The organism is Mycobacterium sp. DL (assembly GCF_039729195.1).
Classification (GTDB): domain Bacteria; phylum Actinomycetota; class Actinomycetes; order Mycobacteriales; family Mycobacteriaceae; genus Mycobacterium; species Mycobacterium hippocampi_A.
This window is the reverse complement of record NZ_CP155796.1, coordinates 1,966,850-1,989,403: the sequence shown is the minus strand read 5'-3', so window position 1 is coordinate 1,989,403 and position 22,554 is coordinate 1,966,850. Positions and strand designations below refer to the sequence as shown.

At 67.8% G+C, this 22,554-nt stretch carries 21 protein-coding genes, 1 tRNA gene and 1 pseudogene; 12 read left to right on the top strand and 11 right to left on the bottom strand.

The genetic code is table 11. The features are described from left to right. Positions 1-123: 123 nt before the first annotated feature. The 5 genes from ABDC78_RS09555 to pgm all read right to left on the bottom strand — a co-directional run bounded on the left by ABDC78_RS09555 (position 124) and on the right by pgm (position 4,610). On the bottom strand, positions 124-843 hold the full coding sequence (locus tag ABDC78_RS09555) for a DUF4189 domain-containing protein (protein ID WP_178361999.1): 720 nt from the start codon (positions 841-843) through the stop codon (positions 124-126). 431 nt (positions 844-1,274) lie between these two features. After that, positions 1,275-1,532: a DUF3297 family protein gene (locus ABDC78_RS09550; RefSeq protein ID WP_178361998.1), complete on the bottom strand. Its 258-nt coding sequence runs from the start codon at positions 1,530-1,532 to the stop codon at positions 1,275-1,277. A gap of 32 nt (positions 1,533-1,564) precedes the next feature. Further along, a tRNA-Ala gene (locus tag ABDC78_RS09545) sits at positions 1,565-1,640 on the bottom strand. A gap of 56 nt (positions 1,641-1,696) precedes the next feature. Beyond that, positions 1,697-2,965, bottom strand: coding sequence for an MFS transporter (locus tag ABDC78_RS09540; RefSeq protein ID WP_178361997.1), 1,269 nt, complete (start codon positions 2,963-2,965; stop codon positions 1,697-1,699). A 13-nt stretch (positions 2,966-2,978) separates the two neighbouring features. Then, the gene (pgm, locus tag ABDC78_RS09535) at positions 2,979-4,610 is read right to left on the bottom strand and encodes a phosphoglucomutase (alpha-D-glucose-1,6-bisphosphate-dependent) (protein WP_178361996.1); all 1,632 of its coding nucleotides are present in this window, start codon (positions 4,608-4,610) and stop codon (positions 2,979-2,981) included. Between the two features lie 63 nt (positions 4,611-4,673). Here pgm and crcB (ABDC78_RS09530) point away from each other — a divergent pair, with 63 nt between their 5' ends. From crcB (ABDC78_RS09530) to mbtM, 5 genes are read left to right on the top strand one after another with little or no spacing between them, the layout of a single operon-like run. Further along, complete coding sequence (gene crcB / locus ABDC78_RS09530; protein WP_178361995.1) at positions 4,674-5,072, top strand: fluoride efflux transporter CrcB; 399 nt, start codon at positions 4,674-4,676, stop codon at positions 5,070-5,072. Between the two features lie 28 nt (positions 5,073-5,100). Further along, on the top strand, positions 5,101-5,466 hold the full coding sequence (gene crcB / locus ABDC78_RS09525; protein WP_178361994.1) for a fluoride efflux transporter CrcB: 366 nt from the start codon (positions 5,101-5,103) through the stop codon (positions 5,464-5,466). Continuing rightward, positions 5,463-6,530 (top strand): DUF190 domain-containing protein, encoded by a 1,068-nt coding sequence (locus tag ABDC78_RS09520; RefSeq protein ID WP_178361993.1) that lies wholly within the window; start codon positions 5,463-5,465, stop codon positions 6,528-6,530. Before crcB (ABDC78_RS09525) ends, ABDC78_RS09520 begins: the two co-directional genes overlap by 4 nt. A gap of 57 nt (positions 6,531-6,587) precedes the next feature. Next, entirely contained in the window at positions 6,588-6,848 is a 261-nt protein-coding gene (locus ABDC78_RS09515; protein ID WP_178361992.1) for an acyl carrier protein, read from the top strand. After that, positions 6,845-8,431, top strand: coding sequence for a long-chain-fatty acid--ACP ligase MbtM (gene mbtM / locus ABDC78_RS09510; protein ID WP_178361991.1), 1,587 nt, complete (start codon positions 6,845-6,847; stop codon positions 8,429-8,431). The genes ABDC78_RS09515 and mbtM overlap by 4 nt, the downstream gene beginning before the upstream one ends. Positions 8,432-8,468: 37 nt before the next feature. Here mbtM and ABDC78_RS09505 read toward each other — a convergent pair whose 3' ends face one another. Then, complete coding sequence (locus tag ABDC78_RS09505; RefSeq protein WP_178361990.1) at positions 8,469-9,098, bottom strand: GNAT family N-acetyltransferase; 630 nt, start codon at positions 9,096-9,098, stop codon at positions 8,469-8,471. A 155-nt stretch (positions 9,099-9,253) separates the two neighbouring features. Between ABDC78_RS09505 and ABDC78_RS09500 the strand changes: the two genes are divergently transcribed. Continuing rightward, on the top strand, positions 9,254-10,201 hold the full coding sequence (locus ABDC78_RS09500) for a DUF808 domain-containing protein (RefSeq protein WP_178361989.1): 948 nt from the start codon (positions 9,254-9,256) through the stop codon (positions 10,199-10,201). Positions 10,202-10,206: 5 nt separating this feature from the next. Here the strand turns inward: ABDC78_RS09500 and ABDC78_RS09495 are convergent, their stop codons facing one another. Beyond that, entirely contained in the window at positions 10,207-10,410 is a 204-nt protein-coding gene (locus tag ABDC78_RS09495; RefSeq protein ID WP_178361988.1) for a hypothetical protein, read from the bottom strand. 30 nt (positions 10,411-10,440) lie between these two features. Between ABDC78_RS09495 and ABDC78_RS09490 the strand changes: the two genes are divergently transcribed. The 5 genes from ABDC78_RS09490 to ABDC78_RS09470 all read left to right on the top strand — a co-directional run bounded on the left by ABDC78_RS09490 (position 10,441) and on the right by ABDC78_RS09470 (position 15,569). Then, positions 10,441-10,866 (top strand): hypothetical protein, encoded by a 426-nt coding sequence (locus tag ABDC78_RS09490; RefSeq protein WP_178361987.1) that lies wholly within the window; start codon positions 10,441-10,443, stop codon positions 10,864-10,866. Positions 10,867-10,926: 60 nt separating this feature from the next. Then, positions 10,927-11,388 carry a hypothetical protein gene (locus ABDC78_RS09485; protein ID WP_178361986.1) on the top strand — a complete coding sequence of 154 codons (462 nt, stop codon included), beginning with the start codon at positions 10,927-10,929 and terminating at the stop codon, positions 11,386-11,388. Positions 11,389-11,425: 37 nt separating this feature from the next. After that, positions 11,426-12,106: an HAD family hydrolase gene (locus ABDC78_RS09480; protein ID WP_178361985.1), complete on the top strand. Its 681-nt coding sequence runs from the start codon at positions 11,426-11,428 to the stop codon at positions 12,104-12,106. A gap of 100 nt (positions 12,107-12,206) precedes the next feature. Next, positions 12,207-14,657, top strand: coding sequence for an Ig-like domain-containing protein (locus ABDC78_RS09475; protein WP_178361984.1), 2,451 nt, complete (start codon positions 12,207-12,209; stop codon positions 14,655-14,657). 225 nt (positions 14,658-14,882) lie between these two features. Next, positions 14,883-15,569, top strand: coding sequence for a hemolysin III family protein (locus ABDC78_RS09470; protein WP_178362359.1), 687 nt, complete (start codon positions 14,883-14,885; stop codon positions 15,567-15,569). Here ABDC78_RS09470 and ABDC78_RS09465 read toward each other — a convergent pair. Genes ABDC78_RS09465 through ABDC78_RS09455 form a run of 3 tightly spaced genes read right to left on the bottom strand, consistent with a single transcriptional unit; the run spans position 15,566 to position 20,729 of the window. Then, a complete protein-coding gene (locus tag ABDC78_RS09465; RefSeq protein ID WP_178361983.1) occupies positions 15,566-16,261 on the bottom strand; it encodes a proteasome protein in 696 nt (231 codons plus the stop codon). The two genes, ABDC78_RS09470 and ABDC78_RS09465, sit on opposite strands and share 4 nt — an antisense overlap. After that, on the bottom strand, positions 16,258-16,566 hold the full coding sequence (locus tag ABDC78_RS09460) for an STAS domain-containing protein (RefSeq protein ID WP_178361982.1): 309 nt from the start codon (positions 16,564-16,566) through the stop codon (positions 16,258-16,260). Before ABDC78_RS09460 ends, ABDC78_RS09465 begins: the two co-directional genes overlap by 4 nt. Then, positions 16,566-20,729 carry a SpoIIE family protein phosphatase gene (locus ABDC78_RS09455; RefSeq protein ID WP_178361981.1) on the bottom strand — a complete coding sequence of 1,388 codons (4,164 nt, stop codon included), beginning with the start codon at positions 20,727-20,729 and terminating at the stop codon, positions 16,566-16,568. Before ABDC78_RS09455 ends, ABDC78_RS09460 begins: the two co-directional genes overlap by 1 nt. A 177-nt stretch (positions 20,730-20,906) precedes the next feature. On the opposite strand from ABDC78_RS09455, the pseudogene ABDC78_RS09450 reads away from it, so the two are divergent. After that, positions 20,907-21,977: pseudogene (locus tag ABDC78_RS09450) on the top strand (FAD-dependent oxidoreductase); the annotation flags it as partial. Between the two features lie 54 nt (positions 21,978-22,031). Here ABDC78_RS09450 and ABDC78_RS09445 read toward each other — a convergent pair. Further along, positions 22,032-22,505 carry an SRPBCC family protein gene (locus tag ABDC78_RS09445; RefSeq protein WP_178361980.1) on the bottom strand — a complete coding sequence of 158 codons (474 nt, stop codon included), beginning with the start codon at positions 22,503-22,505 and terminating at the stop codon, positions 22,032-22,034. Positions 22,506-22,554 lie beyond the last annotated feature (49 nt).

Sequence of the window (22,554 nt, the reverse complement as noted above, 5' to 3'; positions counted from 1 at the left end):
ACCCGGGTTCGATCATGGTCAACCCGATCCCAGCGCAGCCTGATCCGCCACCGCGACGAGCCGGAAACCGCCCGGACCGTAGGGTCACGGTCCGAGCGGTTTCGGCTATCAGAATCGTCGGGCTCAGAAGTATGTCGTTGTCGCCGTGCTGGTTCCGTTGTCGCAGGCGATGGTGACATTCCAGTTCTTGAACCGCGGCACCGCCGGGACGATCCGCAGGGCGTACTGGGAGTTCGCGGGTAAGGCGAATGCACGGTTGAAGTTGTCAGCCGTGTACGTGCACTGCGACGACACCCCACTGCGATCTGTGATGTGAGCGACCAGGCCACCCAGAACCGTGTCGAACGACACCGTCGGACCCAGCTTCGGCGCCGGCGGGGGCGGCGGCGGATCGTTCGGAGGCGGTGGAGTGTTGCCATTCGAGCACCCCGACACGATCACCTTCGCACCCGTCTGGTTCTGCAGCTTGGCCAAGGCGCTACTCGAGGCGGCGGCAATCGTCGAGCCTGTTGCCCCTTCCCTTTCGCCGTAGTCATTGGAGGCGGCCGCCGCGCACTGGTTTGTGGCGATGACCACGGTGACGCAGTGACCGGCACCGTTGTTGGAACAGTTCGTCAGCGCCCCCTGGGCAGCCTGGTCCTGGTTGCCCCCGATCGACGAACCGCCTGCCATCGTGACGGGCGGATTCTCGTTGACATATCCGAGCGCCAACGCGATGTACTGATCGGCAGCCTGCGCCGATGCGGGCGTGAGTAGGCCGACGGCGGCCGTACCCGCAGCCACCAAGATGGCGGCCGCGGTGCGGCCTTGCCAGCCCACACTGTTCTTCGAAGTGGTGTTCATGATTGCTCCTGTGAGGTTGTCGCTGCCCTGGGTCGGGCGCGTGTTGGTCGTTCGGCCGTTCACTGCGGGTCTGTATGTGGTCTGCCGAGCTTTCGGCCGTCTCCGGTTTTTCCCGCTGCAGCAATAGTCGTGCGCCGCAAGCGGCTGCGGAATCGCCGGGAAGCCAGAACACGACGCCAAAAAGCCAGGGTTTCCTATCCGCCAGGTAAGGCCGACGGCGTGCTGCGCTGAATGCAAGATCGTCGCGGTGGGGGCCTGACCTCTAGTTGCGTGTGGGTCGGACAGAATCAGGACAAATCATCAGCACAAATCGCCCCTCTAGCGCCCACCACAGCGAACAAAAAGCCGCTCCGACCTATGGCCGAAGCGGATTGTCGAGAGTGGAGCTACCGACGGGCATAACCCCTGCGCCGACGTTCGGTCGTCACGCGCTATTTCGCTGGACGGAAATAAGGTTCAACCGTGCCGCTGAGCTTGACGACCATCGGGTTTCCGCGACGATCCTTGGCGGTGGGAACCTCAACACGCACCCAGCCTTCGGCCACGTCGTATTCGAGAACATTGGTCTTCTCGGCGCCGTTGAAGCGGATACCCACATCGCGGCGGAGCACCTCTTCGCTGTAGAAAGGGCTGCTCGGATCGATGGAGAGGTGGTTCGGTGGAACGTCGGTGACCTGATCCTCAGACATGATGGCTTTCGTCGAATGCGGCGTGCGTTTCGTGGTGGAGCTAAGGGGATTCGAACCCCTGACCCCCACACTGCCAGTGTGGTGCGCTACCAACTGCGCCATAGCCCCTAGATGTTGTGCTCATCGAAGTTACACCACCCGCGGGGGCCGTTCAAAATCGCAGGTCACGGCACTTCCCCGCCGGCTTCCGGTCCCAGCGGACGGGCCTGCGTGTGCTCGGTGTCGGTCCGTGGCCTGGTTTCGGGGGCGAAGATCCACCCCACCGCCGCGATGCCGAGGATCAGTCCGCTGATCAGGAACGCCCACCCGAACGACGTGTACTGGGCAATGAGGCCCACGAGCAGCGATCCGCCGATCGAGCCGAAGTCCGCCATCATCTGGAAGGTGGCGACCGCCGACCCGCCCCGCGACTTGTTGCCCAGCACGTCGGCGACGGCGGCCTGCTGCGGTGAGATGAAGATGCCGGTCGCCGCACCGGCGATGACGGCCGCGGCCAGGAACACCGGCAGCGAGGTGGTGAAGCCCACCAGCGCGGTCGACACCGAGGCCAGCGCCAGGCCGAAGATCAGCAGCTTGCGGCGCCCCAGGCGGTCCGACAGATATCCACTGGGGATGACGACCGAGATGTTTCCGACCGCGAAGGCGGTCAACGCGAGACCGGCCGCGCCCGGTCCGCCGCCGAGCACCTCCACGACGAACAGCGGTACCAACGCTATTCGCAGACCGAACGACGCCCACCCTGTCGCGAAGTTGGAGAACAGCGCCGCCCGATACGCCCGGTGCCGGAACACCGTCCGGAAGGGCACCGGCGGCGTCACCTCCTCGTCGGCCTGGGCGACGACCGCGGAATTGCGCAGGCTGACAAAAACGACGGTCGCGGCGACCAACAACGCCGCGCCGTAGATCAGGAACGGTGCCGACAGGCCGAACCCGACGGTCAGGCTCCCCAGGATCGGCCCTCCCACCGAACCGAACATGAAACCCGACGAGAACAGCCCGGCGACGCGTCCACGGGCATCAGGCGGGGAGATCCGGATCATCAACCCCAGTGACGACACCGTGAACATCGCCGACCCGACTCCGCCCAGGGAGCGGAAAAACAACAGCTGCCAATAGGTTTCGGCGAACGCGCACGCCGCGGTCGACAGCGCGACGATGACGAGTCCGCTGATGTAGACCTTCCGCTCACCCAGGCGCTGGACCATCCAGCCCGCCGGCGGCGCCCCCACCAGTCGCATCACGGCGAAGGCGGTGATGACAAATGTCGCGGCGCTGATGCTGACTCCGAAGTGGCGCGCGTACTGCGGCAGCACCGGCGCCACCACTCCGTAGCCCAGCGCCACGACAACGTTGGCGACTACCAGGACCCAGACTTCACGGGGAAGCCGGCGTTTGGTCTTGTCCTGACACTCGCCCTCCGGGCGCGCACTCAAGCGATGACCAGTCTCACGAAATGACCTTGTTCACCACTTCACGCGCAGCGTCCTGCACCTCCGCGAGATGCTCGGCGCCGCGGAATGATTCGGCGTAGATCTTGTACACGTCCTCGGTACCCGACGGACGCGCAGCGAACCACGCGTTCTCCGTCGTCACCTTCAGTCCACCCAGCGGGGCACCGTTGCCCGGTGCGGTCGTCAGCTTCGCGGTGATCGGCTCACCGGCCAATTCGGTTGCGGTGACCTCCTCGGGCGACAGCTTGCCCAGACGTGCCTTCTGCTCACGGTTGGCGGGCGCGTCGATGCGCGCATAGGTCGGCGCACCGTACTTGTCGGCCAGCGTCGCATACCGTTGCGACGGGGTCGATCCCGTGACCGCAAGGATCTCCGAGGCCAACAGCGCAAGAATGATGCCGTCCTTGTCGGTGGTCCACACCGATCCGTCGCGACGCAGGAAGGATGCCCCGGCGCTCTCCTCGCCGCCGAAACCGATGGTCCCGCCGATCAATCCGTCGACGAACCACTTGAAGCCCACCGGAACCTCGACGAGCTTGCGGCCCAGACCGGCCACCACCCGGTCGATGATCGACGAACTCACCGCCGTCTTGCCGACCGCGATCGAGGCGGGCCAGTCCGGACGGTTGGAGTACAGGTAGTCGATCGCCACGGCGAGGTAGTGGTTCGGGTTCATCAGACCGCCGTCGGGGGTGACGATCCCGTGCCGGTCGGAGTCGGGGTCGTTGCCGGTGGCGATCTGGTAGTTCCCGATGCCGCCGATCAGGCTGGCCATGGCGTTCGGGGAACTGCAGTCCATCCGGATCTTGCCGTCGGTGTCGAGCGTCATGAAGCGCCACGTCGCGTCCACGAGTGGGTTGACGACGGTCAACTCCAGGTTGTGGCGTTCGGCGATGGCACCCCAGTAGTCGACGCTGGCACCGCCGAGTGGGTCCGCGCCGATCCGGATGCCCTGCGCGCTGATCGCGTGCATGTCGATGATGTTGGGCAGGTCGGCGACGTAGGCGTCGAGGTAGTCGTGGTGCTGCGCGGTGCTCAGCGCCTTGGCCAGCGGTACTCGTTTGACCGCCTTGAGCCCGTCGCGCAGGATCTCGTTGGCCCGGGCGGCGATGACGCCGGTCGCGTCACTGTCGGCCGGCCCACCGTTGGGCGGGTTGTACTTGAAGCCGCCGTCGCGGGGCGGGTTGTGCGACGGCGTGACGACGATCCCGTCGGCGAGGTCGGTGTCGCGGCCCCGGTTGAACGACAGGATGGCGTGGCTGACCGCCGGCGTCGGGGTGAATCGGTCCGCCGAATCGATCATCGCCACAACGTCGTTGGCCGCCAGCACCTCCAGCGCCGAGACCCACGCCGGCTCGGAGAGCGCATGGGTGTCGCGGCCGATGAACAGCGGTCCGGTGGTGCCCTGTGCGCGGCGGTACTCGACGATCGCCTGCGTGGTGGCCAGGATGTGGGCCTCGTTGAAGGCTGCGTCCAGGCTCGATCCGCGATGCCCCGAGGTGCCGAACACCACCTGTTGATCGACGTTGTCGGGATCGGGAGCAACGGTGTAGTACGCCGTCACCACCGCGGCCACGTCGATGAGGTCCTCGGGTTGCGCCAACTGACCGGCACGGGGATTAGCCATGGGGTTGATTCTGCTACGTCGGCGGCGCGCAAAGAACCCACCCGGGTGTGCATACTTTCCGGCATGGCCTTCGACCGGCGGGAACTCGCCGCGGTATTCGTCGGCGGGGCGCTGGGAGCGGTGTCCCGCGCTGCTTTCGAGACGCTGGCCGCCCCGGATCCCGGGCGGTGGCCGTGGCCCACGTTCGTGGTGAATATCGCCGGCGCGTTCCTGCTCGGGTACTTCACCACCCGACTGCTGGAGCGACTGCCTCTCTCCAGCTACCGCCGGCCGCTGCTCGGCACGGGGTTGTGCGGCGGCCTGACGACGTTCTCGACGATGCAGGTCGAGACCATCTCGATGATCGAGCACGGGCACTACGGGTTGGCGGTGGCTTATACGACGGTCAGCATCACCGCGGGCCTCATCGCCGTGTACACCGCCACGATGCTGGTGCGACGGGTCCGGGTGGGGAAGCGATGAGCGCTTGCGCGAAGAGCAGAGGGAAGCGATGAGCGTCCTGGTTTGGAGCGGGGTCCTGGTCCTCGGCGGGGTGGGCGCGGTGGCGCGCTTTCTCGTCGACCGGACGGTGGCCCGTCGCACCGCGGGCTCGTTCCCGTTCGGCACCCTGGTGGTCAATCTCAGCGGCGCATTCGTGCTCGGTTTCCTCACCGGCCTCGCGCTCCCGCCGGATGTGGCCCTGCTGGCCGGCACGGCATTGATCGGCTCGTACACGACGTTCTCCACCTGGATGCTGGAGACCCAGCGACTCGGCGAGGAACGTCAGGCCAGATTCGCAGCGGCCAACATCTTTGTCAGCGTCGCGCTCGGTCTGGTGGCGGCGGCCACCGGCATGTGGCTCGGGATGGCGCTGTGACCGACAACTGCCTGAAGTTGACCGCCTACTTCGGCGAGCGGCAGCGCACCGACGGGCACTTCCTCGCCGAGCAACTGCTATCCCTCTACGGCCGGGAGCAGGTGGCCACCAGCATCATGCTGCGCGGCTCCGCCGGCTTCGGTCCGCGTCATCAACTGCGCACCGACAGCTCCCTGAGCCTGTCCGAGGATCCCCCCGTGGCGGTTGCGGCTGTTGATACCCGCGCCAAGATCGAGGGACTGGTCGACGCGGTGGTGGATCTGACGCCTCGTGGCCTCGTCACGGTGGAACGAGCGCACCTCATCGACGGCGTCGCCACGCCCCGCGTCGGCAGCGACGCGGTCAAACTCACGGTCTACGTCGGCCGCCAGGAACGTGTGCAGCGCGCACCGGCCTACCTCGCCGTCTGCGATCTGCTGTTCCGTCACGGACTCGACGGAGCCTCGGCGTTCCTGGGCGTGGACGGCACCGCCCATGGAACCCGCTACCGCGCCCGCTTCTTCGGGCGCAACGTCGATGTGCCGATGATGATCATCGCGGTCGGCCACGCCGATCCCGTCGGGAATGCGGTGTCTGAACTCAACGGCCTGCTGCGCCGCCCGCTCATGACGATCGAACGTGTCCGGGTGTGCAAACGCGACGGCGTCGTCCTCGCTCGCCCTGACACGCTTCCCGGCGCCGACGACCGCGGCCGCCCCCTTCACCAGAAGCTGATGGTCTACACCTCCGAGGACTCCCTCGTCGACGGGGTGCCCGTGCACCGCGCGCTGATCCGGCGGTTGCGCGAGACGAAAAACGCCAGCGGGGCAACAGCATTGCGGGGAATGTGGGGCTTTCACGGGAGTCGGCCACCGCACGGCGATCGGCTTCTGCAACTCACCCGGCGGGTGCCGGTCACGACCATCATCGTCGACACCCCGGACAGCATCGCGCGCAGTTTCGACGTCGTGGACGAGGTCACCATCCGGCACGGCCTGGTGACCAGCGAGATGGTGCCGGCGTTGGTGTCGATCGATACCGGGACACCGCGGCCGCGCGTCGAATTGGCGGACTGGGCATACTGAGCGGCAAAGCGAGGTAAGCGTAGCCTACCTTTACCTCCCGGTGTAATCTCCCACCGCATGGAGACGTCTAGCCCGGAAGCCGTCAGCGCGGCCCTCGAGGAGATCCTGCGCGATGACCTCAAAGTCGATATCAGCCGGGTGACGCGCGAATCGCGCCTCATCGACGATGTGGGCCTGGACTCGGTGGCGTTCGCGATCGGAATGGTGGCCATCGAGGACAAGATCGGCGTCAAACTCTCCGAAGAGGATCTCCTGACCTGCGACACGGTGGGCGATCTGGAGGACGCCATCCTGGCCAAGACGCCGGCCGGCCGATGAACGCACTCGCGAGCGCGATGTCGCAGACCATGACGACGGCCACGACAGACCTCGTGCTGCTCGACCGCGCCGGCACCCAGTGGACCCGCCATCCGTGGCAAGAGGTCCATGCCCGGGCGGAGAACATCGCTCAGCGCATCGTCGACGGCCCTGCCGGTGCCGTCGGCCTGGTGGGTGAACCCACGGTGGAGTTGATCGCGGCGATTCAGGGGACGTGGCTGGCGGGTCGCTCGCTGTCGATCCTTCCGGGCCCCGTCCGTGGCGCGGACGACGGGCAGTGGGCCCGCGCCACCGCCGAGCGGTTCGCGGACATCGGCGTCACTCAGGTCTTCAGCCTCGACAATTATCTGAACCTGTTGCGTGACAACGCAACAGGTCTCACGATCCACGACGTCATCGATGCCGGCCACCCTCGACGGTCGTCGACATTCGAACAGCAGACCACGCCCGACGGCACCGCGGCGGTCCTCCAGGGCACCGCAGGATCCACCGGAACCCCGCGCACCGCCCTGCTGTCACCCGAGGCCGTGATGAACAACGTGAGGGGGTTGGTGGCGCACGCCGACGTCCGCACCGGCCACGACGTGGGGTGCACGTGGCTGCCGCTCTACCACGACATGGGCCTGACATTCCTGCTGACCGGCCTGCTTGCCGGCGGTGAGATGTGGCTGGCCCCTACCGCGGCCTTCGCCGCCTCACCGTTCCGCTGGCTCAGCTGGCTCTCGGAGAGTCGCGCAAGCATCACCGCCGCACCCAATTTCGCGTACTCGGTTCTCGGCAAGTACGCCCGCCGGGTACCCGATGTCGACCTCGGCAACCTGCGCTACGCGATCAACGGTGGCGAGCCGATCGACTGTGCGGGCTTCGATCTGTTCCTGACCGAGATGGCCCGCTTCGGGCTCGATCCGCGAGCTGCCGCCCCGTCCTACGGCCTGGCCGAATCGACCTGCGCCGTCACCGCCCCCACCCCGCACACCGGCTTGCTGTTCGACGAGATCGTCGACCCGGCAACTGATTCGGTCACACGACACGCCCTGCTCGGTACGCCGATCCCCGGCATGGAATTGCGGATCACCCCGACCGGACACGCCGAGCCCTCCCGCGCAGGGAGCACCGAGATCGGCGAGGTCGAGATCCGCGGTACGTCGATGACGACGGGCTACCTCGGCCAGGATCCGCTGGTTCCCGGCGACTGGTTTCCCACCGGTGATCTGGGCTATCTGACCGACGCCGGACTGGTGGTGTGCGGCCGGATCAAGGAGCTCATCACGGTCGCGGGGCGCAACCTTTTCCCCAGTGAGGTCGAGCGGGTCGCCGCGCAGGTGCGTGGCGTGCGGGAAGGCGCGGTGGTCGCGGTGAGCACCGACGGGGACTCGGCCCGCCAGGGCCTCGTCATTGCCGCGGAGTTCCGTGGCCCCGACGAGGCCGGAGCGCGAAGCGATGTGGTCCAGCGGGTGGCGTCACAGTGCGGCGTGGTGCCTGCCGAGGTGGTGTTCCTGACTCCCGGATCGCTGCCCCGCACGTCGTCGGGCAAGCTCCGCCGCCTCGAGGTCAAACAGAACCTGGTTGCGGCGCGCGCGTGATCGCATCCGGCCCGCGCGCCGTCGTCCGGCGACCCGGTCAGCGGGCCGCGGGGGCGTCGGCCGCGGTGCGGGGCAGGGCGTAGAGCGCCATCCTGCGGTTGGCCATCTCGTGCTCGCCGAGGAATGTACAACCGGCGAACTCACACACCCTGCGGGCGCCGGTGTTGCGGTGGTCGGGGTCGAACATGATTCGGCGACAACGGGGTTCGACCTCGAAGAGACTGGCCACCACCTTCGGCAGCAACAGCGGCATCAGACCGCGATTGAGCAGCTTGAGGTCGGCCACCGCAGCATGCAGACCGAGGTCGTAGGGGTCCGCCTGGTAGCGCGGGGCAATGGAATCCTTTGCGGCCCGGTAGATCTCGATGTAAGCCACATCCTGGCCGCGGAAGCTGCCGATCAACGGCCGGGAGTACTCACCGTCGATCTGGGCTTGCAGGTAGCGCTGCCACCGCTTCGCCGGCCAGGGGTATTCCCACGCCTCCACCAGGTGCGGGCGATTCATCCACTCCGACACCATCTCCGCGTCGGCGGCCGGGTCGACGAGGCGGAGCGCGTACGGTTCGCCGATCCGCGGGGTGGGCGGCCCCGGCACCGCCGCAACGTCGTCAGGTACCGAAGTGAGCTCGCGCGGGAGGACAGTCGGGGCCTCGTCGATGTCGGTCATTTGTCCGACGAGCCTACCCGAGGAGGTAAGGGCAGGGTTACCTACTGCTGTTCGCCGTCCCGGTCAGGATCCTGTGGAACCTGCCGCCACGCGCCACCCGGGCCCCGTGAGGGTAGCCTTCCGTCCATGACCGCAGCTGCGATCACGGTGACGCCATGAGCGCAGGCTTGTTCGCGCTTCTCGACGATGTCGCGGTGCTGGCGCGCCTTGCGGCGGCCTCCGTCGACGACATCGGCGCAGCGGCCGGGCGGGCGACCGCGAAAGCGGCCGGGGTGGTCATCGACGACACCGCCGTCACGCCGCAGTACGTCCACGGCCTTGCCGCTGAACGTGAACTGCCGATCGTCAAGCGCATCGCGATCGGATCGCTGCGCAACAAGATCCTGTTCATCCTGCCCGCCGCGTTGCTGCTCAGTCAGTTCGTGCCGTGGCTGCTCACCCCGATCCTCATGCTCGGCGCCACCTACCTCTGCTTCGAGGGCGCCGAGAAGGTCTGGGGCAAGCTCCGCGGGCACGAGGGACACGGCGCACCTGTCGCCACCGTCGGGCCCGACGCAGAGCGCCTGATGGTCACCGGCGCCATCCGCACCGACTTCATCCTGTCGGCCGAGATCATGGTGATCGCGCTCAACGAGGTGGCCGATCAGTCGTTTGTGCCGCGCCTGATCATCCTCCTCGTGGTCGCCGTGGTGATCACGCTGGTGGTGTACGGCGTCGTCGGCGGCATCGTGAAGATGGACGACATCGGCCTGAGCCTCACCCAGCGGTCATCGAAGTTCGCCCAGAAGGTCGGCCGCGGTCTGGTCGCCGGCATGCCCAAGCTGCTGGCCGCGCTGTCGGTCGTCGGCACGGTGGCGATGCTGTGGGTCGGTGGACACATCCTGCTGGTCGGTACCGACGAACTCGGATGGCACGCACCGTACGGGCTCGTCCATCACGTCGAGGGTTTCGTCGACCACGTCGCCGGGGTCGGTGGCGTGTTGGCCTGGCTGATCAACACGGCAGCCTCGGCAGTCATCGGGCTTGTTGTCGGGCTCGTGGTCGTCGCGGTCGTGCACGTGCTCCCGTTCGGCCGCAAGGACAAGCACACCGCCGACGCCTGACCGGGTCAGAGGTGCTGGTCGCCGCTGCCGTCGCGGTCGCGGACGAATGCCAGCAGCTTGGCATCACCACTGGTGAATCGCCCCATCTCCTCGCCACCGTCACAGCGGACCAGCGCCACCGTCACTGTGTCGGCGGTACGTCCGATCACCTGCCACAGCGCTCCGGAGTCTTCCCAACGTTGCAGTTCGGCGACACGATCAACGTCCACTGCTCAACGATGCCACCGTAGGCTCCAGCTGTGCATCCCGGCTCCGCTGTCGCCGCCGCAGCACTGTTCCTCTGGCTGGGAATGGTCCTTGCCATCTCGTTCGTCGAAGCGCCGTTGAAGTTCCGCGCCCCGGGCGTCACCGTGGCGATCGGCCTGGGTATCGGCCGGTTGGTCTTTCGCGCTCTGAACCTCTGCGAAGGGGTGCTGGCGATCGTCGTCGCCCTCGCGTTCGTGGTGTCGCCGCCCTCTCCCGGCGCGGTGGCCGCGGCGGCCACCGCCGCCACAGCGCTGCTTGTCCAGGTCCTGGCTGTTCGGCCCGCTCTGGGCCGGCGCTCCGATGCGGTGCTCGCCGGGGCGGAGGGGCCGCGGTCCCGGGCGCACCTCTGGTATGTCGCTCTGGAAGTGGTCAAGGTCGTCGCGCTGATCACCGCGGGTGCGCTGCTGCTGTCTGCGTGACGCGTTTTGGGTCGGCACCGCTCGGGTACCTGCCGGGGACACCCGAGAGTCAGGTATTGAATGAAATCGCATGTGAGAACCACGGTCGCCCTGTTCGGCGGTGCCACGCTGCTCACCTTCGCCGTCGGCTGCGGCAGCAGTGACAGCGGCGAGTCGACCACCACGACGACGCCCACTACCAGCGAGACCACCACCACGACCACGACGACGCCGCCGTCCACGACACCGGTGGCGCCGACGAGCACTGCCCCCGGCGAGGCGCCCGGCGGCGGCGCTGCCATCCCGGGCGGGCCCACCGGAGGCGGCGGACCCGAGGGCGGCGGCGGAGCCATCCCCGGCGGACCCACCGGAAGCGGCGGACCTGACGGCGGCGGCGGAGCCATCCCCGGCGGACCCACCGGAAGCGGCGGACCCGCGGGCGGCGGCGGAGCCATCCCCGGCGGACCCACCGGAAGCGGCGGACCCGACGGCGGCGGCGGTTGCATACCCGGCGTGGGCTGCGTCGAGGTCCCCGTACCGTGACGCACCGCCGGTCGTCGACCGGTGACCGGGGCACCTGATGTCGCCCTCGGCACCCGCTGTTCTGTTCGACGTGGACGGCACCCTGGTCGACTCCAACTATCTGCACGTTGCGGCGTGGCTGCGCGCGTTCCACGCTGAAGGTCTGCCGGTCGACGGTTGGCGGATTCATCGCTGCATCGGCATGGACGGCACCAGGCTGGTACGCACGCTCTCCGGCGATGCCGGCCAGGACGTGATGGAACGCCTGAAAAAGGGACACAGCGAGTTCTACGAGCAGAGCGCGAGCCTGCTCGCCACGCTGCCCGGCGCCAGAGACCTGGTACGCGCGGTGGCCGACCGGGGTCTGCAGGTGGTGCTGGCGACGTCGGCGCCTGAGGACGAATTGTCAATGCTGAGAAAGGTCCTCGACTGCGAAGGCGTCATCGCCGCGGTGACGTCATCGCAGGATGTCGAGACCGCCAAGCCGAAGCCCGACATCGTCGAGGTCGCGCTGGAACGCGCGTCGGTGACTGCTGAGAACGCCGTATTCGTCGGCGACGCCGTCTGGGATTGTGAAGCGGCCGCCCGTGCGAAGGTCACATCGATCGGACTGCTCAGCGGCGGGACGTCGCGAGCGGAGTTGCTGGAGGCCGGCGCTTCGGCAGTGTTCGAGGACGCGGGCGACCTCTTGGGAAAGCTGGATTCGACCATGATCGATGAGCTGGCTCGCCGTTCATAGGCGGTTTCGAGCACGCCCCGGTCGCGCTCAGATTTTCTGATTCTTCCGCCGTTTCCCCTGCGCGAGGACCAGCGTCAGAGTTCGCTCGAGGGGGGCGTCCATGGTCACTGGAAGAGAGGCCGGTCGGGTTGCCGGCCTTGCCGTTTCACTGGGTGTCGGGCTGGCGATCGTCACCGGGGGGCTGAGTGAAGCCACCGCAGAGCCCACCGACTCATCGGCGTCTGTGGGCAGCGCGGACTCGCCGTCCAGTGATCCGCCCAAACGCTCCATCAACTCGGCCGACGATGACGGCACCGCGTCCGAGCGGTCGAACCGCACCGCGTCGACGGCGGAGTCGGGTGGCGAATCGTCGGAGTCGAAGCGGTCGTCGCGGCGTAGCACCGTGACGTTGTCCTCGCCGGACGAACCGGCTGGTCAGGCGCCGCAGCGGGCCGAGGACGACGACCCGGCACGCGACGAACCGAGCCCCGCACCCATGCAGGCTCAGGCGGTGTCGACGATGGTGGCCTCCGCGCGCCGCCAGTCCCAGGATCCCGCCTTCGAACCCACCGCGTCGGAGTCACCGACAGCCGAGCGGGTGTCGGTGACGCAGACCAGCCAGGCCTTCACCGCGGCCGGCGCGCCGAACTCCCCGCCCGCGGTGAGCGCAACGGTCGCCGCACCAGATCCGCTCTCCGGCGTCACGCAGGTGACCGTCACCGCCACCGACACGGACCCGGTGACGTTCACCGCGACCAGGCCGTCCTTCGGCAGGGTGATCGGCGACGGGGCGGGCAACTTCACCTACACGCCAACAACATTCGTGCGGTTCCTGGCCCGTTTCCTCCCTTCGATCAACTCCGATCGGTTCTCGGTCACCGCAACCGACAGCCACGGAGCGGCGACCTCGGTTGCCGTGACCGCCAGCATCGTGCCCATCAACTCCGCCCCCAGGGCGGGTGCGGTGACGGTCAGCCTGCCGGCCGGCGCGACCGGCGTGGTCACCGGAAACGCCAAGTCCACCGACCCCAATCGGGATCGCCTGAGCTACCTCGCTTCGACGACCACGACCGCCAAGGGCGCCGTGACGGTGAACAGCAACGGCACGTTCGTCTACACACCGAACGCCCTTGCGCGACACCGCGCCGCAGCCGTCGGCGCCACTGCCGCGGACAAGACGGACACGTTCACCGTGACGGTCTCGGACAGGTTCGGCGCGGTCACCGGCATCAGGGTCACCGTGGCCGTCAGCCCGAACAACTCCACACCAACAGCCACCTCCGAGGTCGACGATCCCGATCCGGTCACCGCGGTCGTCAGCGGCATGGTGATCGGCGCCGATCCCGACGGCGACGTGCTGGCCTACCGGGGGCCCACCGCCACGCTCAAAGGCGCCATCGTGGTGCACGCCGACGGCACCTTCACCTACACGCCGTCGGCGACCGCGCGATACCACGCCGCGCACGCCTACGCGCTGCCCTACGACAGGTCGGACTCCTTCGACGTGACCATCGAGGACGGCCACGGCGGTGTCACCACTGTCCCGGTCAGCGTCGTGATCAGTCCCGGTGACGAAACCCTTTTGGCACCAGAGCTTTCGACGTTCTGCGGATGCATCCTGATGCCGAAGGACACGATCTTCCACGCTGATCTGCGCAGCCTTCCCGCGATGCCCGAGTCCGACACGTGGATCGGCCTTCTCGGCGGAGACCGGGGTGCCACCCTGCGCGCGGCGTGGGCGGGCAACGAATGGATGGGCAGCACCGGCGGCATTCCGGTGAACGTCGTCGGCGCGGAACACCCCAAGGAAGACGTGGTGTTCAACCGTGGCTACTCGACCACCGGACCCGGCATCGATGACCGGCCCTATGCGATCCCCCACCGTCCGCTCGTCGAGGGCATGCCGTCGGTCCCGGCGTGGGACCGCCATCTGCTGGTGTTCCAGGAGGGAACGTGCATCTCCCAGGAGCTGTACAACGTCGCCAACGGTGTCGAACTGCCGTCCGCCGGCATTCTCGACGCCCTCGGAAACGCCGCCTACGCGGCCATCTGGGGGTCCCAGTGGATCGCCGAGGCGGGCGCGCAGTACGACATGAGCTCGCCCCTCTACCCGACGATCGGGCACTCGAACGCCTCCAGGCTCCCCTATCTGCCGATGATTCTGCGACCCGATGACCTCGAGCGCGGCTACATCGACCACATGCTCGGCATCACCATCGCCAAAGACGTCGGCGCGGGTTATGTCTGGCCGGCACGCTCCGGCGACGGCAGCGCCGCCGACGGCATCCCGATGGGCACGGTGCTGCGCCTGCGTGGCGACGTCGACATCACCCGGTACGCGCAGTCCACCCAGGTCATCCTGCGGGCACTGCAGGTGCACGGTGCGGTGGTCTTCGACTCGAAAGGGCCCGGCACCGACGGGGCCAGCCTCCTCGCCATGAGCAACGGCTGGGAGGACACCGACTACGTCACCGCCAAGAGCGAACTGAACACCATCCCGATCAACCTGTTCGAAGCCGTCGACGCCGCAAGCCTGGCCCTCGACCCCGCCGCCGGCTGGATGATCGGCTGATCGATCCCGGGGTGGACTGCCGATGAACACCCTGTGACGCATGTGGCGACAGGCGTGGCGGCGGCCCTGCAGCCGTCACAACACCTCTATGCTTGGTCCCGCCATCGACAATGGAGGCGTCCTGACCCACCGTTCATCGCCGAGAAGCCTCCCGTGACGTCCCGGCCAGCCGATTTCACGGCTCCGGTGTTCGCCGCCGGCCATGCTCACGACGACACCGATCTCATCGACGACGATCTGCCCCAGGTCGTCGCCGACACCATCACCGATTTCCTCCACACCCCGCGCGCCAGGGGCTGGATTCACCTCTACTCGGCCGCCACCGCGATCGTGGCCGGGGCGGCACTGGTGCCGGTCGCCTGGCTCACGGTGTCACCCAAGGCCGGGCTCGCCACCCTGATCTACGCCGTCGGCATCGTGGCGATGTTCGGCATCAGCGCTGCGTACCACCGCGTCGACTGGAAGTCTCCGGCGACGGAGAAGTGGATGATGCGCATCGACCACTCGGTGATCTTCGTGTTCATCGCCGCCAGTTACACGCCCTTCGCGATGTTGGCGATGCCGCCGCACACCGGCGCGCAGGCCCTGACCATGGTGTGGTCGGGCGCGGCCGCCGGCGTCGTCCTCAAGATGTTCTGGCCGTCGGCCCCGCGCTGGGTCGGGCTACCGCTGTACCTGCTGCTGGGCTACTCCGCGATCTGGTTCGCCGGAACGCTGGTCGACGGCGCAGGGTGGCCGGTGGTCGCACTGCTGATCCTCGGCGGCGTGCTCTACAACATCGGCGCCATCTGTTACGGCCTACGCTGGCCGAATCCGTGGCCACAGACTTTCGGCCACCACGAGTTCTTCCACGCTTTCACCGCAGCGGCGGCGCTGTGCCACTACTTCGCGGCCTGGGGCCTGATCATCTAACCGAACAGTTCGTCGAGCGCCCGGTGTTCGAGTTCGACCCATCGCTGCACCTGCCGTCGAACGTCCTCGACCTCATCGGGACTGAGATGCGTCGCGCCCTCCGGCGTGATCCGGCAGATGTCCATCGGACCTCCGACGCTGGGTGACGAGGCGTCCAGCGCGTCGAGCACCCGAAGCGCGGCCACCACGCCGTAGTCGACATCACGTTCCGCCATCTGGAAGTGCGCGAGCAGGGCGTGGGCCTGCTGAGCCATCGGGGCTCCACTGCCGATCGCCTGGAATCCGGTTTCCTCGTGGTGCCCGATCAGTCCGTTCGGATCGAGGTCGATGATGAACGGTTCGTCCCCGGAGTAGCCGGCGGCGAGGACGTAGGTGGCCGGAGTGCCGGCCGCTTCCTGGCCGGGCACCTCGGAGATGAAGTTCTCGTAGTGATGCTTGAGCACCGGCAGCACCCTGGACTGCAGTGCGTGCCCGAGGTTCTTGGCCTCGACGACAGCGTCGGCTTCATCGTTGAAGATCTGCTCGATGTCGTAGAGCACCGCACGGGATCCGCTGCCGCCCCAGGCGGCGTGCTCGCCCAACGCGTGCAGCTTCTGCGCCGGATAGGACAGCCCCCTGCCCGGATCGGTGATCTGCGAATCGGATGCCACCACGATTCCGTTGGCGCACAGCACGGCAAGGACAACAGTCATGGGGCGGGCCTCACTGTGGCCACCTCGGTGAGGCCACTGATCTTCAGGACGGGCATCAGGATCGGATTCACTGTGATCTCGACGTTCTCGGCGTGGTCGAACAGCACGCTGATCGCGCGGCTGTCCAGGTAGTCGACGCCGCTGAGATCAATAGTGAGCTGGTGATGATCAGCACTTGCCTTCCTTGCGTCGGTCAAGGCTTCGGAGAACATGTCGATGTTGCTCAGGTCGAGCTCGCCCGTCGCGCGGACGACAAGCGATCCGTCATCTCGGCTGTCGGTCGTCAAGCCCAGCGGTGTGACCATCAAACAATCCTTGAGCGCATGTGTACCGTCGTGCCGCCGGCCTGCGGTTCGATCGACACATCATGCATCAGGCCCCGCATGAGGGCGATGCCCCGACCGCGGTGGGCGGCCTCGACCGGAGTTTTCCAGGTGCCGGTGTCGACGATGGTGACATCCAACTGGTCCGCCACCGCGGTCGCCCGCAGGGTCACCCTGCTCGCGGTGTCTGTCGACGAGTGCCGGTGGCCGTGCTCGATGGCGTTGGCCAGCGCCTCCCCGGTGGCGATCAGCACGTCGAGGGTCTGCTCGGAATTGAGACCGGCCCGGGTCAGCCAGCCCCGCAGCGCCGCCCGGCTGGGGGCGAGCTCGCCGACGTCGGGTGCCAATTGCATCTCCAGCGGTGCGGGCTGGCGATACAGCAGCAGCGCGACGTCGTCCTGGTATCCGTCGTCGGGCGCCAACCGCGTCATGATCAACGCGGCCAGGTCCTCCAAGGTCCCCTCGCCGTGACCCTCCATAACTTCGGCGGCGCGGGCGATACCGTCGTCGATCGCTTCACTGCGGCGCTCCACCAGACCATCGGTGTAGAGCAGCAACGTGGACCGCGGCCCCATGGTGGTGTGTGCTTCGGGTCGGGGTCGGTCCGTGGCCAGCCCGAGTGGCACCGACTGCGCATCCTCGAGCAGGACGCGGGTGCGATCGGGCCGCACCAGGATCGGCGGTGGATGCCCCGCACACGAATACGCAAGGTCACCTGTTTCCGGATCGAGCACCGCGCAGAACGCCGTCGTGCATCGTGCGGCCGGGATCCGCGCTGCGAACCGGTCAACAGCCGACAGTGCGGCGGCGGGGCTGGGACGCTCCAGCAACAGTGCACGGGCAGCGCTGCGGAGTTGGCCCATGACCGCCGCGGCCGCCAGGCCGTGACCGACGCAGTCGCCGACGATCAGCCCGATCCGACCGTCGTCGAGATCCACCACGTCGTACCAGTCGCCGCCCACCTGCAGCGGACTGGCTGCGGGCTGGTAGCGCACCGCAAAACCGGCGGACACCGCGGGCCCGAGGATCGCGTGCTGCAGCGCCAGGGCCGTCTCCCGCTGCTGGTCGACCTGGTGTACGCGCTGCAGGCCCTGACCGAGGCGCCCGGCGAGCACGGTGAGCAGGGTGTGTTCCTCCGACGTGAAGGGCCGTTGGTCGTCGAGTTCGATGAGCACCACCAGCACGCCTTGGGGGTGTTGCAGAGCGATCGCGGCTTCACCGGGCACCCCTGTGACGGGGACCAGCAGTTCGCCGTCACGAAGCGACGTGACCGCCTCCCGCGTGCGCGGTGGTAGACCCTGCCAATCTGCGGATCCCTCTCCGGCGAAGAGCAACTGCGGGACGGGCCCGCTTCCGGAGTGCGGCGAAGGAAATGTCACCGCCCGCACCCGCCGCGCATCCCACACCCGGCACAGCACGTCCGCCGCACCCTGGACCGCGTCGTCGAGGGTGTCGGCCTGGACGAGCCGCTCGTTGAGCGACGCCAGCGCCGTCTGGCGCTGTACGACGTACCGTTCGGCGGTGACGTCCCGCAGGGTCCCGACCGTGACCTGGCGACCGGTGACGGGATCGGCGGTGTGGCTGAAGGTGGCGTTGACCCAGAGCCGATGGCCGTCGCGATGCGTGACCGGGACCGCAGCCAGGCTGCCGCTCGCCTGTTCCATCAGCTGACCGAAAGCGTCGGTGAACTGCCGGTGGGCTTCGGAGTCGCCGTGCGCCGACGGCCACCACGGATGCAGTGGCGGATAGGGCAGACCGTCGACGCCGAAGCCGAGGATGTCGGTGAACGCGGCGTTGATCTCGATGACGGCGCCGTCCTCGTCGCAGACGAAGAAGGCTTCCTGCAGCGAATCGACAAGGGCGGAGCGCCACTGCGAGTGGTGCTCGCGCAACCGTGCGAGTTCGACGTTGCCGCGCACCCGGGCGAGCAGTTCGGCCGCGGCGAACGGCTTGACCAGGTAGTCGTCGGCACCGGCCTGTAGACCGCCGATGGATGCCTCCTGGCCGGCGCGGGCGGACAGCAGCAGCACCGGCACCGCGGAGGTGCGACGGTCGGCGCGCAATGCCGCCACCAACTCCAGGCCGTCCAGTCGCGGCATCATCACGTCGCTGATCACGATGTCGGGCGGAGTGACACGGACGCTGTCCAACGCCTGCTGTCCATCGGCGACGGCGTGCACCGCGTATCCGTCGGCTCGCAGCAGTCGGGTCAGATAGTCGCGCATGTCGGCATTGTCATCGGCGATCAGCACCCGCACCGGCCGCCCGGTTGTGCGGGCGTTGCCCGGCAAGCCTGGCGCGCCGTCGACCTGTTCGGATGCCTCGTCGGTGGTGCTCCACCGCAGCGCTTCCTGCACGTAGGTTTCAGCGGTGTTGCTGCCCGGCCCGGTCTGTGTGCTCGGCGCGACGACGGCATCGTCCGGTAGATGCGCGGTCCCGAAGGGCAACCGCACGGTGAAGCTGGTCCCCACCCCCTCGGTGCTCTCGGCCTCGATGGTTCCCCCGTGCAACCCGACCAGTTCCTTGACGAGCGCGAGCCCGATCCCGCTTCCCTCATGCGAGCGCGCCCGGGCGTTCTCGATACGGTGGAACCGCTCGAAGAGCCGGGGAATCTCGTCGGCGGACACACCGATCCCGCTGTCGGAGAACACGATCACCGCATGGTGCGCTTCACGTCGCGCGTCGATCGAGATGGCGCCCTCGAAGGTGAATTTCAGCGCGTTGGACAGCAGGTTGAACACCACCTTCTCCCACATGTCGCGGTCGATGTAGACCGGTTCGCCCAACGAGGGGCAGTCCACCGCGAGCCTGAGACCCGCGCGCTCGACCGCTGACCGGAAGACGCCCGCGAGCTCGGCGGTGGTGGTGGCGAGGTCGACAGGCTCGTAGCGTGCCTGCGTTCGACCGGCTTCGATGCGTGAGAACTCCAGAAGCGTGTTGACCAACTTCGTCAGGCGTAACCCGTTGCGCCACACCACGTCGAGCTCCTGGCGTGTTCGTTCCCCGACATCCTCGGCCTGGCGCAGCTCGGCGACGGGATCGAGAATCAGTGTGAGCGGGGTGCGGAACTCGTGACTGACGTTGGAGAAGAAGGTCGTCTTGGCTCTGTCGAGCTCGGCGAGTTCCTCTGCTCGCCGCTGCTGAACGCGGTAACTGCGGGCCAGCCCGATGCCGGCGGCGATGTGCCCGGCGACGAGGGTCACGAACCCGCGGTACCCCTCATCCAGCGGGCGATACCGATTCAGTGCCGCCACCAGGAACCCACTGGGGGAACCGCCTTGCTGCAGAAGGGGAACGACGAGCGCCTGCGACGGCGGCTCACTCCAGTCTCCGGTCGGCAGATCGGGGTAGGCCGCTGCGCCGAGGTCGACGAGCACCGACTCCCCGTTCGCCGGTGCGTCCATCGGCCAGCGGCCGCCGCCGCCCGCCGTCTGGACCTCCGGCGCTACCGGATGGCCCGCCGGGATCCCACTGGTACCGACCAGGCGCGCGTCGCCGGCGTCGTCGAACAGATAGGTCAGCGTGAAGGGCAGGTCACGTAGATTCTGACGGAGCTGCCGGCCGGCGAAGCTCAGGATCTCGCTTTCGTTGCGCACCACGCTCGGGTCGGAGCCCAGGTCTCTCAGGGTGGCCATGCGCCGCTCGCCGATCACCTGCAGCGTGTCTTCGCTGACAACACAGAGCATGCCGACGACCCGGGCATCGTCGTCGCGCAGCGGGCTGTAGGAGAAGGTGTGGTAGGTCTCCTCCGGATAGCCCGAGCGCTGGAGAAGCAGCAGCAGGGAGGTGTCCCACGTGGCCTCTCCTGTCGACAGGACCCGTTCCACGCGTGGGCTGACATCGCTCCAGACTTCGGCCCACACCTCGCTGGCCGGTCGTCCCAGTGCCCACGGGTACTTGCGCCCCAGGGTGTCGCGGCGATACGCGTCGTTGCAGAAGAACGTCAACTCCGGGCCCCAGGCCATCCACATCGGAAACCGTGTGGACAGCAGGATGCTCACTGCCGTCTGCAGGCTCTGCGGCCACAGCTCAGGCGTGCCGAGCGGGGTCGCCGCCCAATTCACCTGCGCGTGATCGCGTCCGACGGCACCCCCGGCTGCAAAAACCTCCGCTGTGGACGAGCTCTCGGGACTCACCTCAGCCATCGACGACCGTGCCACTGCACCGCCACATCACGAACATCCCGTCTACATGGACAACCTTCTGGAACGTCCTACCGGCGCCGGTTACCCGATCCGTGGCTCGCACACACACCCACCTGTCTGCGGCGCGCGCCACGGTGCGCCCATTCTGTCATCGCCTCACCGATCACACCCGTATCCGTGGATCGGTTTTGGTGCGACGAGGCCGACGTTCCGTTCCCGTTCCACGGCGGCGTCAGGTTGGCTGCGCAGGCACAGATCGATCCGATGCCGCTGCTGCAGCGGCTCGCGGAGGAACTCGAGGCGCACGGTGGCCTGGTCATCGCCGGAGCGCGGGTGCACGCCGTGTCGGGACGCAGTCCGTTGCGGATCGAGGTGCGCCTGTCGACCGACGACGAACGGCAGTCTTTCGGGACCCGGATCTCCGCGCCGCGGTGCATCCTCGCCACCGGAGTTCCCATTCTCGACCGCGGCGCGTTCTTCGCCCGGGTGAAGCCCCAGCGGTCCTACTGCCTGGCCTTCGATGTGCCCGGCGACGTGACCAGGCCGATGTTCCTGTCGGTGGACTCGCCGACCCGATCGGTGCGCTACGCGCCGACGGCCGACGGCGACAAGCTCATCGTCGGTGGTGCCGGCCATACCGTCGGGCGGTCCGCCGCGCCGTCGCGCGGCATCGAGGAGTTGACCCGCTGGGCGCGACTGCACTACCCCGGGGCGGTGCAGACCCATTTCTGGTCGGCTCAGGACTACACCCCGATCGACGAGCTTCCCTATGTCGGGCCGCTGCTCCCCGGCCTCGACACCATCTATGTGGCAACGGGATTCGACAAGTGGGGAATGTCCAATGGCGTCGCTGCGGCACTGGCGCTGACCAGTCGGATCCTCGGCGGACGGATGGACTGGTCCGCTGCGTTCGCCAGTTGGCGCACAGGCGAACTGGCAGGAGTGACCACGGCACTACAGGCCAACCTCGAGGTCGGCCTGAACCTGGCGAAAGGTTGGGTGAGCCCGTGGGCCGGTGGTTCTCAGCCGCCCGGCGACGGGGGCGGCGTTGCCAGCGGACCCCCGTGGAACATGCATGCCGACAGCGTGGTCGGCGGTGTCGCCCACTCGGTATCCCCGGTGTGCCCGCACCTCGGCGGCGTCGTGCGATGGAACGACGCGGATCGGGCGTGGGAATGTCCGCTGCACAGTTCACGCTTCGCACCCGACGGCGAACTGCTGGAGGGGCCGGCCACGCGGGGGCTGACGCCGTGCGCGGCAAAAGTGAGTGGCCCCGCGCGAGCGGACAAGCGACCCGCCGCGTCAGCCCGCAGCGTCGAGGTCGCGCCGCTCCACCAAAGCCGCGAGCCGCCAGGTGCATTCGCGGTTCCGCGGCCAGGCGGCCGCGAGACCAACCGAGTCGGGCAGCCACTTCAGCGGCACGCTGGCCGGGACCTCGGCCATTTCGATTCGACAGCCCCCGGCAGGAAGGGCGCTGAGCCGCAGCGTGATCCGCGCGGCCCCAAAGGGGCGGGTCTTGGCCAGCAACACGAGTTCCTCGCGCGGCGTGCACGCCTCCACCGTGGTGGTGTCGTTGATGACCAAGGGCCACAGCCCGATCGAATGGTGGATCTGGCTGCCCGGCTCGGGCCAGTTCCTGTCCACGGCCCGCATCCGGCTGTTCCCCACCACCCACTGCGAGTAGGTCCAGCCGTCTGCGAGCGCATCCCACACCGCGTCGAGCGACGCCGTGGTGTCACGGGTGACGGTCAGTGGATTCTGCGCTTCCTCGGTCATCGATTCACTCTTCCTGCTCTGCGCCTTTCGCGACTGGCTGCCGTCGGAG